The organism is Olivibacter jilunii (assembly GCF_900607235.1).
In the GTDB taxonomy this organism is placed as follows: Bacteria; Bacteroidota; Bacteroidia; order Sphingobacteriales; family Sphingobacteriaceae; genus Olivibacter; species Olivibacter oleidegradans.
This window is the reverse complement of sequence record NZ_LR027849.1, coordinates 541314-553985: the sequence shown is the minus strand read 5'-3', so window position 1 is coordinate 553985 and position 12672 is coordinate 541314. Positions and strand designations below refer to the sequence as shown.

Here is a 12672-nt window from a genome sequence, read left to right as displayed (position 1 = left end):
TTTCATCCGTTCTTGTTTCTTTACGATAGGCGTAGGTAACTAAAGAAATGCATTTGAGAAATTGCCGGGTTTAAAACTAATGAATGCGAAAGCCTCTACTTTATTAGAGATATACTGTTCCCCATTCCGGAACAAATGCTTCAATGGTTTTATGTCCTGCAGCTAATGCCATGGCAACCCGGTAAAACCCATCTATTACTAAATTTTCGTTGTTCGGCCCATCATTCATCCTTCTGCCAATTAATATGGGCGGAATCGCTCCTTCACATGGCTCTATATCATTTCGCTCCTCAAGGAAATCATGTAATTCAATATCATGGCGTCTCAGTTCTTCAATCTCAACCTGAATGATTTTGTACCTCTTTTCAGAAACCCGGGCAAAAACCAGATCTTCCATTAAACCTTCTATATTCCATTGCTCCCGGGATAATATTGCCTTCACTATATCAGCCCCTGTATAAAAAAAATCTTTCCGCTTACACATACCCTTCCATATTTCAACATCTACAAAGCGGCTGTCTCCCTGCTATTACCGGTTAGCCTCCTACCTATTTATCATACCATCAATTGACAAACTTTCTTTGAAACAAATTTAAGTACTATCGATTTACTTAACCCCAGTAAATTTTGCGATAAAAAGTAGGGAAAACCAACTATGATGTTCATACGTAAATATATCAAAGCCAACTCATATGCTTTGTAAATTAGCAACCATTTTCATTCTTTCACCATTTATAGCTGCTTCTCAGAAACTAGATTCACTTTGGATAATAAAAGGATCAAAGATTTCAGAAATTATTGCATTTGAGAAGAAAATAGATCCTACTTCCATCATGTATTTTAACAAAACAAACATTAAAGTGGATAGTCCTTTTAGACTCATAGCAAATAAACACAAATATGATCTAGGGAGCTCCAGCCCTCTGATTGTGGAACGAAAACAACATGGGACGCTGCCGCTAACCATTGAGTATTATTATACACCTGATTCAATAGTCCGAGGAGCAATCTATTACTGGGAAATGAGGTACTATAGTGAAAAAGAAAAGCTTGGAATGTGTGCCCGAGAGCATCTACTGCCAACTAAATATAAAAAGATATTTCTTGAGCTTTTATACAAATTATGTGGTTATGAAGTGGCAGAGTCGGAAATCGTATCTCTCAAATCGAAACCTATTAACAAATGGTGGTTCGGCCATATTACCAAAAATAACTGTGCAATTTACCTTAAAACGAAATTTATTTCATCAGACCATGAAGTAACGGCCTGGATATACTGGCTTTGAAAAAGCACTATTTTACTTTCGTTCAAAGCACTTGAGCGACTTCACAGGGACCGGCTCATAGTTACTTCCTTACATTTTCATTTCCTTTGATATTAAAAGCCTTAACTTCTACATACTCTAAAATCCAGCGCATAAAAAACGTCAGAATAAATATAACTCTGACAGCGAAGAGAATGGTATTGAGCTCTTTTATCAGGTTTTCATAAACAAGTTCATAACGCCCGGTAATATCAATTCCTAATAACGCAAGTACAGGGGTAGGTCCGAAAACAAAAATGGAAATCTGTAAAAAAAGTAAGATCATAGTTAATAAGAAATAATTCTAAAATGGCGTTGTCGTAAATAATAACGTACCTGGGATAAAAAGGTACCATAATCTCCCATCATTAGTAAGTTCATCACGGAATTTTATTTGCGAAAGAACGCAAATGAACAGCCGGTATTTCCCGGTATTTTGTTAACACCATGAAAATTTAATCGCAAATGTTTTTCTTTACGCCTGTCTTGTGAAACCAAATCCCTGACATAACCTTAACCCAAACTCCAATATGAAAAGAATTACCCTAATTCGAGTAGTTGTAACCCTATTTGTTACAGTAATTTTTATGCATGCCTGCTCAAAGAAGGAGCTGCCATCTCAGTTTCCTGGAAGCAGCGAGGAAGATGCAACGGCCCTAATTAAGGAAAAATATGAGGCCTTAAATCTGCAAGCCAAATTAACGACACCTTTTAAGGACTCGCTGACCATGACATGGTCGCCCGACTGGCAATCTACTTCCAATAAAAAGGCAGGTGATACGGCGGTTTACTATTATATTCCAATAAACCCCTATTTAACGGTTCCATCCGGGGCTATAACGCCGGTGCAAGCCGTAAACCTCCAGCAATTTATTGTGGTAAAAAGGCTACTATCGCAGGCAGATAAGTTCGTTTTCTACCGCGCTACGTATTCGGCTGAGGTGGATTCCCTTTCCGGATCGCCAACTTCCCCGATCGGAAATTTTGACCGGTTTACCGGATGGCTGGTACTTGATGACTTTTCAGGACACCGGACGCTTCACCGGTACCAAAATGGTCAGTTGGTCACCGAAAATTCGGGCAATAAGAATGCATCTGAGAACGCCCGCTGGATTTGTGACCAGGAGTGCAGTTGGTTTTCTTATTGTACAGGTGCTGATATTGGTAATGGCAATTACACGGTAACTACAACCTACGGGCGGGCCGGTAACTCATGTGATTATCCCTGGACGCCATTACCGGATTGCGGCTTTGCAGGCGCCCAACCTGTACCTTGGACGCTTACTTCTTCCAGTGAGGTAAACTGTACTTATATCGATGACGGCGTTCCTCCAACCCCTCCGGATGGCGGTGGTGGAACCGGTGGTTCCATTGAAGAAGAAATGGCTCAGTTCGATGAAAACATTAAAGACTCCCTAACGAGCTTTTGCCTAAGATCTGCACTGGAAGGTATAAAGAACCTTAAAGATGGCAAAATTGCAGAAATCATTACCAAGTTCTCCGGCCAGGTACCCAACTGGAACTGGACGGTCAAAGAGGGGCCGTTAGGACCTAATATAAATGGGATAACCACGCTTATCACAGGTGGCGCTCTGACGACCATAGACTTCAGCAAATTCCAAAATGCAACCACCTTAGCCATGGCCAGAACTATGATGCACGAAGCCGTCCATGCATATTTAACAGTCTATTTCAGGTATGATCCGCTCAATGCACAGAAAGATTACCCGGGCATGGTAAAAGCATGGTCACAATCCAAACATCCGGATTATGCTGATATTCAACATGATCAGATGGTTAAATCATTCGTAGGTGATATTGCCAAAGCACTGGAAGATTATGGTATTGCGTGCGGATATTCGATTGACAGTTATATTTATAACGACCTGGCATGGGGCGGATTGGATTTTATGAATAATAGCCAACTTTCTGATACTGACAAAGAACGAATCCAGAACCGCCTGAGTGCTGAACAGACAGGTACCGTATATGGTGATGAAGCCCCTGCAGGATTGAAATGTAAACCGCCCATAAAATTGTGATATATTTGAACAATATAGAAGATGTCACTCATAAAAACCGGATCATTGCAGACAATCTCATTATTATGAAATACATACAGCTCACATTAGTATCGGCGATTTTTATCCTGGCCAGCTCTTGCAAGCAAGCCAAAATGATCGACAATGGGAATTCGGCGAGAGTAACTGTAAATAGGGAAATGACTGAAAGTGAAAGTTCAACGGTTCAGGGAACTATTCTGGAAGCATCTACCGGTGACCGGCTGAAAATTTCGGACATATGGATTGGCGACAGACGCGTTCCCTGTGATTCTAACGGTTACTTCCATGCCGAACTACAGCCTGGTAAGTACAAACTGGAGGCAAGAGCAATGGGTTTTGAAAACCTAAAGTATGGCCTGTCTGCAAAAAAAGGAGAAGTCTACAATTTTTCCTTTTATCTTAAACCTTATAGAGACAAAAAAGAATATAAGCAGATTCACTAAAAACAAAAGAACAGATTTTCAAGTACCTTGGATGTGGATTCAATTTCAATTCATATTGCAAGGTACTTATTTTATGTCGCTAATTTATTGAGATATAGATCGAATAACATATCCATTAGCCCAAGTTGAAAAAAATCTTTAGAAGCCGTTGTTTAAAATAAAGTAAAAACCTGTATTTATTTTGATCCCTTATGGCCAAACGTAAAATCTTGTCTAACATTCAAAAGCAGTGTTTAATAGAAAATTATTCAACCTGCACTCTCATAGACACGACAGAGTTCTTTAACTTTTCTTCTTTCTTCTTTTGTTCGGAACCAAAATAGACCGTGCCAAATATACCTTCTCAAAAGAATCCAGTCGCTTTCCTTGCTCTTCATGCAGCTCCCTCAGCTTTTTGAACGCCTTTTCAATCCGCGATTTTTCACCCTCGCTTTCGTCCAGCCCTTTATGTTTTACTATTATTCTTACTATTTCATTGGACTGGCCGCCATCGATAACAGAATCAATCCAATTCACCAGCTTCTTCTCATCCTCCTCTAATAACTCAATATGCTCCTTCCACTCCTGCTCTTTCCGTAAGATATCCAGGGAGGCTACCAAACTTACCGTCAGTTCCAGTGACTGTTCAATAGAATTGCGCAGTGCTCTCAGGTACTCTCCCCAACTTGCGCTATTTTCAAACGGTCTCATCCTGCGCCAGTAGTAACTATCCTGATCCGAATCATCAAAAGATCGTAATACGTCAAGTAGGTTTGACATGCTACCGAGAGGAACGTGACCTGGAGGGAAATGCTTCCTATTCTGCCAAAGCTGAATAATGGTATCAAATACCTCTTTCTGGAGACGCTCTTTTTCAGCGGCATCACCTTCTTTCTCCAACTTTAGTAAAAGCTCCGCCAGATAATTTGACATCCAATTTAGCGTTATATCATTATCTCCTGGATCATCAAATAGCTTGACTATCTTTTTTCCCAACTGCAAAATTTCCTGATAATGTTTCGATGGTTCCATCTGGTTTAATTAATTGATATAGTGCATATTCGTTATAATCATAGCTACTCTCAACTCGATCTTGATGCCGGTGCATTTCGGATTGTAATAATAGGCATAGATCGTTCTTCTCTAAAAAGCGGAGCATCCAGGCCTCATCAATATACATCCTTATGCCGGAACTATAATCTTCACCATATCCCTCCCTTTCCGGAGCATTCGTCCAACTTTCAAAAACGCTCAAAGGCTCCCCTTCGATGTCCTTTATAAAGGAATACCTTAGGTCCTTTGAAAAACTGATAGGATGGCGATTGGTGAAAACTGATCCAAGAGAGCCCCGATATTTATGCATTCCTTTAACCTTAACATCGGATTCATCAACGGATGTTCGCTCTGGCTTTTCGAATCTAAGTGTGGGAATCAGCTTAAAGACGGCCTTTTCAGGGTATAGCGTCTTCCTCGCGGATCGATTGGATACCTGTTCTCTTTCCTCTGGGTCTTCCTCTCCATTCTCACTACTAAAATGATGAAAATATCGGTCATTTAATGTTTGAAAGGTATTCAATGCTGCCTGAGCATATTTACTTTTAACCAACGCTGTGGTAATGGATCTGGATTCATAGTCTTTTCCCCAGTTTATAGTTGAACTCTCCCATATCAGGAATCTTCGGCGACCATTCTTCCAAGTTCCATATTTAGGAAGAGCCATCAGATCTTTAAGGGAAATTTCATATCTCCAATTGATACCGATCTTTGGGGATGTCCAGAATTCCCTATCATCTGGTACCGGATCTTTTAAATCCGTCAACCAGCAATCATCCCAGAACAACCCTTGATTCTCTAACCAATGTGGCCAACTTGACCACACCCAATCGTCGTCCTTAACTTCTGGAACCCGTCGAAGAATCCGCATTGCAGCGTACTGCATGCCCTGAAACTCCAGGTAGGACTTGTAAGGCTCCACGGTAGGGTAATCATGCTTGTAATGGTAGGTCAGCTCATGGCGATAGCTATCCGTATTCCTATATTCAGGAAGCTTTGTCTGAATCAGCCAATCGTCAATAAGGATATCGTCTACGAATTTGGCAACCTCTAGGCCGGATAAATCAAAGCCCCTTCCCAATGATCCAAACCAATGCTCAACTGTATCAAGGTAATTAAAATCAAACCTTATCTTGTCATTCGAGCGCTTCGAGCCTGTTTTCTTCCTAACGGGTTTTAACTTACTGTTAAGCATCGTATTCAAGTGCTCTACATCCTCTTTTTCAAATGTGCCCGGAAAGAAACTTTCAATATTCAGGCAGGTCTTTTGGATAAATAACAGTATCTGCGCATGAGCTCGTTCTGGAGATCTGAACTCTTCTACAAATTTATCTTTAAGCTTTAGTAATAATTCTGACTTCTGACATGATAACTTATGGAGAACAATCCATAACCAGGTTTTGCTTGCCAACCAATAAAATGGTTCCTTTTCATCTCTGAAGGGAGAGCAATCTTGATTATTCTGTTGTTGAACTAGTTCGCCAAGAACATCTTCTCTACCAAACTCAACTAAACGCACCAGCGATCCTGCAGTCCTCCATCTTGTCCGCTTATCCGGATGTCCGAGCAGATAACGATAAACACCCACAAGGAGATCTAAGCCAGTATTTAGGTGAGTAACATTCCTCAAAGCATTCGCAGGGAAATCTCCACTGATTTTTGCGCTCCACTGAGATAATAACCAGGGTATGAATTCCGACACTTGCTGCTCACTTAGATTCACAGTCGTAATCTCCAAAAGACGGTATAATTCTTCACCCGAAAAGTTTTCAATCATTAAAGGAAGATGTTTCTGCAAACTCTTCGTAAATTCCTCTCGGCTAATTTTGGCGATGGTGAGAAACTTCTCCAGGTAGTTGAGCCCATTCTCCCCTTCTATCTTTATATATTCCTGTTGGCCGGAAAAAACGATGCGAATATAGTTCTCTCTGAGCCATTCTGTTACTTCAGGAAAATTCCGCCATGCGGTTAATCGGTCCTCTATAACCTCTCTGAAATAATAAAAGGGCAGTAGCTCTCTGCTAATTCCAATTATATTATCAAGGAATGACGTATACTGGTTCTGTGATAACCCATTACTCGATTGAATAATAACCGATAGTAAATCATGATTTCCCGTCCCCATTTGATTATTTTGTTGGATATTTTTCAGCAGGCTACAAAAGGAATCGAAATCCAAAAGATCCTTGTTCTCCAACAAAATTGGTTTATTCTCTACACTGCCCGACGAGGTGATTGGGTATGTATAGCCTTCTGGCTTATCAGCATCTAATAAACTTGAATAACGCTTCAGCTCAAACGCTACGTTTGTTTCTCCGATATTATTTTTCTCAAGAACCTCTACCATTTTAGTTATCATCCCCTTCTGCTGCCGGTTATTCATTTCAAACATGGCGTCACGATAAATATTGTCCACAAACATTTGTTTATGCCGTGTGTTTGAATCTTTAATAAACCGTCCGAGCAGATCATCGACAAGAGCAGCATATGGATACCAGTAATGGCTTTGAGCCGAAATTAGGGCGGCAATTGCCGTTTTATCTAAGATATCGTACCTGCTGAGAACCACCAATGCATCCAACAAGGAATTATCTATTGGTCGGACTGATCGATGATCCCAGGTGCACAATACGGGCAAAAGAACAAAGCGGTTAAGTTTTACAATGCCATCAAGGGCAGATTCCCACGGAAAATCATCATACCCATCCAGTTTAATCGAACAATACTCCACATAACGGGCAAATTCCACTGCCAGCTGCCATGAATTAAAGTTATGGGAACCAGCTATCCTGGGAAGCAGCCTGATCCGATCGAAAGCCTCCATGTCAATTTCCTCCGAGGCTCGGACAAGTTTGTCAAAATAGCCTTTACTTAACAGATAAGAAACTGAACCGGCTATCTTCGTGGCCTTCATATAGAATGCGATGATTTCTGATGCAGGGAGCCTGTTGTGGTCTCCTGCCTTTTCTGCAGCAGATAATAGCTCCGTTACCAAAACGGGTAGTCGCAAAACAGAGGCCTTTTGCGCCAGGTAGATAAAAAACTGCGTTTTATGGTTTAATTGGTCAATAAAATGGTCCTGTAAAATTTTAAACAAATGCTCTTTATTCCCGGCCACATGCACAACCATAAAAATCTGATCGCAAATAGTGATTGCCAATCCCTCCTTACTTCCGTGATCTCCCGGAAAATCGTATTCGAACGTTACCTGTTTAAGATGCTGTTCGAGCCCTTTATATAATTCATATTCCCCTGATTTATTTACTAAAGCAGATATAATGTAATTAACCAGCGGATAAACTTTATTGAAAAATTTGGCCAATCGTTGCCTGTCTTGTTCATAACGGTTCTCGGTGTAGGAGGATTCGGCGATGTTTTCTCTTACTGGTAGCAGCTCCTCTGGTTTTCTATCTATTTCTGTTATTACATTGGTATAGCATTGTCCTAATACATAACCCATCAACTCAACTTCATCCTTCCTATCATAAGAAGTATCTGAAAATCTAGCCAAACGTGTTGGCGATTTGTTGGGTAATTTTCCTACCAGACTCTGCAGCACCACCTTGTCCCCATCGTTAAAAAGTAAATATTCTATGGCAAACCGCAAAACGTTCCAAATAGAATCGGGTGCAATCTTTCCTGATGACAAAATGCGCTCCAGCTCCAGAATATCCTTTTCCAATCCCTTCCCCAAAGGCAAGCCTCCATCCCTAAGTGCCCTACAGATTTCGATATTTACATCAAACCGGTGCTCAGGTAAGTCAGTTAACCACTCCTCCAATTGAGATACTTCAGAAGTGCTAACAATACGACTGATTGTAGGATAGATAATTCTGAAGATCATTTCACTGGGTCTCCATTTTTCAGCCCATTTCATTGCCTTTTCAGCTCCGTAAAGACGTAAATTTGCCTCTATACCGAAACTGATATCCCTCTCATCCAACTCAAAATCGTTATTATTGCTATTTACGGACTTCCATTTTTTCGTCCAGGCATCAGCAGATTTTAATAGAGACCTAGCTGTATCATGAGTTCCCTTATTCCGGGACAGAATGGCAGAGGCCCTATAATAATGTCCCCCCAACACCTCGATTTTGGGAGCTATACTATACCGTCTATCTTTGGTCGAATCATAGGTAAAAAGAGCATGGAGTTCCGGATTATCCGACAACAAATTTATAAGGATTTGGTTGGACGAAGTTGCTTCGGCTGTTATCACCTGCAATTTTGAATAAACCAGCATGTTCTTTGCCTCAAACGCGTACTTCATTGCCGCCTTTGCGCGGTTCACAAAAACCTGTGTCTTCCGAAATTGATCTTCCGGTTTAGTCAAATACTTTCGTTCAAGTACAACCTGCTGTAATTCTTCATGGTTATTTCCTAGCTCGAGATACAACGCGAGATTCGTACTGGCATATTCATCTGATTCGGCATATAAAAGGAGTATTTCGCCTATGTGACCGTAATCCATCGGAACCTTCTCGCTCCAACCTTTTAAAAAGGTTTCGAAGTCCTCATCATTAAAATGTACGTGATTGCCCTCCACAACCACGCCACTTGAAAGATCGATCAGCACGTCGCTGCAAAACTGCGGATCTGCTCCAACGATCTCATTCACTAATTTCACCGGAACGGGCCTCGGTAAGGCCATGAAATGCCGGACAATCCTTCTAAACAGCCCTTTATCTCCCGACCTTAATTCCGCCTGCTCTACTGTCCTCCTGAAAATCTGATCTAAATCTTTACCATCCGGCTTCAAGGGGTCCATTTTGAGTGCCAACGTACCTTCAATTGCCAGAACATAACTAATAACCCTCGGGATTCCCTTACTGAGGTACTGCAATTCTTTCAAATCATTTTCTGTATACGGTATTCCCGTAAGCGAGAGTAGATTCCCGGTTTCATCCTCTGTAAAAGGGCCAAGTTCGTGCTCGTTAATCCAAGCATTTGAAGAAAGAAAGCCTTTACGATGTGTACGGGTGGTAATTATGAGCTTAATATTATCCGGATATTTAATACCCGCAATTTCGGAAATAAACTCTTTTGATCCTGACTGCCTTGCCGCTGCAATTGAGTTATCAGCTGCATCGATACATAAATAAATTTTCTTCCCAGGTCTTATTTCCTTCATTATTTCTGCCGCATCTCTGATTCTCTTTGCAAATTCCTTTATGTAGTATCCTTCATTCTGCCCTCTCTTCAATAATAACGGTGTGCCAAGCGCCTTTGCCATTTCGTTACAGATTGTCAACAGCCCGTATTCATGCCGATGTCGCATGTCATCAGGATCAAGGTAGGCCCCTCCACCGTAACAATCAAATAAGATAAATATATTATCCTGATCTATATCCTTTATCTGCTGTAGAAACGTAGTCTTTCCTATGCCCGCCGGGCCGTGAATACAATATGGATACGGGGAGTTAGACTTATTAATTAGGTCATAAATTTCATCAACGGCTTTTCTCTTGATATAATTACCCTCCTTAAAAGCGTTTTTTACAGGAAAAATGGACTCATAGGTCGGAATCTCGAATTCCAACAGTAATTCTGTTAGGTTAATAGTATTATTGAGTTTTGCTTCCGGATAGGTCTTGCTTCTTACATAAGCTTCCAGCACGGCGAGCTGTCTCCCCGCTTCAACAATCCCCAAAGAATTTATATGCGCTAAATGGTTTGCTCTTAATAGCGCACGGGATTGGGTGTCGCAGTCGTCAAAGTTCAGTATGGCCAAGAAATAAATCAGTTCTTCGGCCTTTAAGTTTGCAACGTCTTTTATTCGTTCAAGATCCTTTTGTTCACTGGCATTTAACTTCGTCTTTAATTTCTCAATGGATAATTTGAACGGTGAGGAACTCAAAAGACGCTTAGCTTCTTGAACAATTTTATTTAATCGTTCATTGACTGGCCTATTACTGACGAGCTTGATCTCAATCTTTCCAATATCGCATTTCTCCTTAAGGCTATTGTATGTAGAAACGAACCTATCGATTATGGAACCTACTCCTTTCGCCTTCTTTCCGGTACAAATGCCCGATGCTGTCCACTCCTTTTGCGAATGCTTCGTGCTATATTTTAACTGTACGATGATAATTTTAGAGGCCGTTTTAACATCCTCACCATCGTAATACTCACTCATATCTACGGCTAAAAGCTTATCACCGTCGGGATCTGTTTCAATTTTATCTTTGGGAGTGAGGCTTTCCACTGCAATTAAACGCAGCCCCTTGTCTCCCGCATGCAGAAGCGAAAAAGCACGCTCTATACACCAAAGTATATGAAAATCTGTCCCAGCATTCGACTCATGGGCGTCAACGGTAACTCTGCCGTTATCTACATCATTCGTTGCCAATAGTTAATTCAGTTAATACGTACCTAAATTAAACTTTATATGTCATTTGTCCAATTATCGCTATTTGTTGCATAAGATGAAACCTGCCCCCAAAATGTATAGTTACGGATGGACAAATAGCAACTAAGGCTTGTTGATTTTTCGTCCTTTTGGCCGTTCAGCTCGACGGAAATATTTCCGTACACCTGTATATTCTTCCTCGTGTTCAACTGTTTCAAGCATAACATGACCGTCAGGAACGGTTTCCATTACTTTCAGTACTTCATTCAAGTTTAGATTAGTGGAAAGTCTTACTTCTACATCCGGGAATCCCTCCATAAATTGAACATCATAGCGTCCAGGCAACCTCTCTTTAAGATTATCAACGTCTTGAACGCATTCAGCTCTGAATTTATATTGATAATTTTCTTCCATCTCCCACTCCTTTCCATTTTTTAAATATTCCATTGCCTACTGTTCCCGTCTGCAGGAAGTATCTGCTTATGTGTGCAAACCACGTCTGACCGCTCTTTTGGCAACTTGTCGCTGTTGCATTGAAAATTCACTGATAATTTGAATTTGCTTTGTGTCAAATATGATAAACTCCACATTGGAATCACCCATATCTGAAATAATACTATCATACCCATGTTGTTTTAAGAGCTCATTGGCGTCGGAGGTGTTCAGGCTGTCCCACATCTCTCCCAGTTCTCCCAAACCTATTTCCTCATTGAGCCTTTCCAACGCTTTCACGTTGCTTAGCCTCTCACCAAAGATGATTTCAGCAAGTACTGAGGCTTGTTTTTCATTCGAAAAGATTTCCTCCAGTCTTAAGTCCGCAGACATGCGCATAGTCAGTTCAGCCTCAATGATGCGATCGCCAAACATTGCGGCATTGTTAATTTTATCGGAAAAGAAAATACCGTGTGTGCAATTGTCCCAACCTGTGTTGCTTCCCTTAAAAGCCAGATCGAATTCTTTGAACTTTGCATCGGTTCCATGGTATGCTTTTACAATTACCGGATTACTGTCCCTTTTCACCATATCATCCCGCTTTGCATCCCTCTCCTTAACTCGAAATTCCGTCCTTCACTACTTCACAAATAGCGGCTTGCAGGTATTCTTTTCCTCTTTTTCATATGCTCCATTGCCTCATTCTGATATTCTTCATACCCTTTGGGCTTCCCCGAGGCAATATATGCATCTAACTCTTCCTTGTAAAAATAAAGGTGCTTTCCTTTTTTATAGAAGGGGAGTTGCTTTTTGTATACTTTATCATATACGGTACGGACAGCTATCTTTAAAAATCGGGCCGCCGCTTCAACATCCATAGGTTCATCGTCAGCGCATTCACTTCTTTGTATGTTTTTGACAATTTCGGTTAATATGTCAAGCTTCCTGTTCAGCGCCCTGATTCCGTCATACAGTTCTTCAAATGTCATCCCCATCTTCTTCACGTTTTATTTACCCTCAAACATTTTGTACAACTATCACCGCACATA

10 protein-coding genes are annotated in these 12672 nt (G+C 40.9%); 3 read left to right on the top strand and 7 right to left on the bottom strand.

Going from position 1 to position 12672, the window contains the following annotated elements:
- Positions 1 to 103: 103 nt before the first annotated feature.
- Entirely contained in the window at positions 104 to 484 is a 381-nt protein-coding gene (locus E0E36_RS08335) for a hypothetical protein (RefSeq protein ID WP_130855564.1), read from the bottom strand.
- A 208-nt stretch (positions 485 to 692) separates the two neighbouring features.
- On the opposite strand from E0E36_RS08335, the gene E0E36_RS08330 reads away from it, so the two are divergent.
- On the top strand, positions 693 to 1286 hold the full coding sequence (locus E0E36_RS08330) for a hypothetical protein (RefSeq protein ID WP_130855563.1): 594 nt from the start codon (positions 693 to 695) through the stop codon (positions 1284 to 1286).
- A gap of 61 nt (positions 1287 to 1347) precedes the next feature.
- Here the strand turns inward: E0E36_RS08330 and E0E36_RS08325 are convergent, their stop codons facing one another.
- Entirely contained in the window at positions 1348 to 1590 is a 243-nt protein-coding gene (locus E0E36_RS08325) for a hypothetical protein (protein WP_130855562.1), read from the bottom strand.
- A 244-nt stretch (positions 1591 to 1834) separates the two neighbouring features.
- Here E0E36_RS08325 and E0E36_RS08320 point away from each other — a divergent pair, with 244 nt between their 5' ends.
- Both E0E36_RS08320 and E0E36_RS08315 read left to right on the top strand, forming a co-directional pair.
- Positions 1835 to 3346 (top strand): hypothetical protein, encoded by a 1512-nt coding sequence (locus E0E36_RS08320; protein WP_130855561.1) that lies wholly within the window; start codon positions 1835 to 1837, stop codon positions 3344 to 3346.
- A gap of 5 nt (positions 3347 to 3351) precedes the next feature.
- The gene (locus tag E0E36_RS08315) at positions 3352 to 3810 is read left to right on the top strand and encodes a hypothetical protein (RefSeq protein ID WP_130855560.1); all 459 of its coding nucleotides are present in this window, start codon (positions 3352 to 3354) and stop codon (positions 3808 to 3810) included.
- Between the two features lie 282 nt (positions 3811 to 4092).
- Here E0E36_RS08315 and E0E36_RS08310 read toward each other — a convergent pair whose 3' ends face one another.
- The 5 genes from E0E36_RS08310 to E0E36_RS08290 all read right to left on the bottom strand — a co-directional run bounded on the left by E0E36_RS08310 (position 4093) and on the right by E0E36_RS08290 (position 12618).
- Positions 4093 to 4821, bottom strand: a complete 729-nt coding sequence (locus tag E0E36_RS08310; RefSeq protein WP_130855559.1) for a hypothetical protein — start codon at positions 4819 to 4821, stop codon at positions 4093 to 4095.
- Complete coding sequence (locus E0E36_RS08305) at positions 4757 to 11191, bottom strand: ATP-binding protein (RefSeq protein ID WP_130855558.1); 6435 nt, start codon at positions 11189 to 11191, stop codon at positions 4757 to 4759. Before E0E36_RS08305 ends, E0E36_RS08310 begins: the two co-directional genes overlap by 65 nt.
- Before the next feature lie 123 nt (positions 11192 to 11314).
- On the bottom strand, positions 11315 to 11638 hold the full coding sequence (locus tag E0E36_RS08300) for a hypothetical protein (RefSeq protein ID WP_130855557.1): 324 nt from the start codon (positions 11636 to 11638) through the stop codon (positions 11315 to 11317).
- Between the two features lie 33 nt (positions 11639 to 11671).
- The gene (locus tag E0E36_RS08295; RefSeq protein WP_130855556.1) at positions 11672 to 12214 is read right to left on the bottom strand and encodes an ADP-ribosyltransferase-containing protein; all 543 of its coding nucleotides are present in this window, start codon (positions 12212 to 12214) and stop codon (positions 11672 to 11674) included.
- Positions 12215 to 12267: 53 nt separating this feature from the next.
- A complete protein-coding gene (locus tag E0E36_RS08290) occupies positions 12268 to 12618 on the bottom strand; it encodes a helix-turn-helix domain-containing protein (RefSeq protein ID WP_130855555.1) in 351 nt (116 codons plus the stop codon).
- Between the last annotated feature and the right edge of the window lie 54 nt (positions 12619 to 12672).

What these genes read in the sequence shown, in the direction of transcription:
- E0E36_RS08335 (WP_130855564.1), bottom strand. Translation starts at nt 484, where the DNA reads ATGTGTAAGCGGAAAGATTTTTTTTATACAGGGGCTGATATAGTGAAG.
- E0E36_RS08330 (WP_130855563.1), top strand. Translation starts at nt 693, where the DNA reads ATGCTTTGTAAATTAGCAACCATTTTCATTCTTTCACCATTTATAGCT.
- E0E36_RS08325 (WP_130855562.1), bottom strand. Translation starts at nt 1,590, where the DNA reads ATGATCTTACTTTTTTTACAGATTTCCATTTTTGTTTTCGGACCTACC.
- E0E36_RS08320 (WP_130855561.1), top strand. Translation starts at nt 1,835, where the DNA reads ATGAAAAGAATTACCCTAATTCGAGTAGTTGTAACCCTATTTGTTACA.
- E0E36_RS08310 (WP_130855559.1), bottom strand. Translation starts at nt 4,821, where the DNA reads ATGGAACCATCGAAACATTATCAGGAAATTTTGCAGTTGGGAAAAAAG.
- E0E36_RS08300 (WP_130855557.1), bottom strand. Translation starts at nt 11,638, where the DNA reads ATGGAATATTTAAAAAATGGAAAGGAGTGGGAGATGGAAGAAAATTAT.
- E0E36_RS08295 (WP_130855556.1), bottom strand. Translation starts at nt 12,214, where the DNA reads ATGGTGAAAAGGGACAGTAATCCGGTAATTGTAAAAGCATACCATGGA.
- E0E36_RS08290 (WP_130855555.1), bottom strand. Translation starts at nt 12,618, where the DNA reads ATGGGGATGACATTTGAAGAACTGTATGACGGAATCAGGGCGCTGAAC.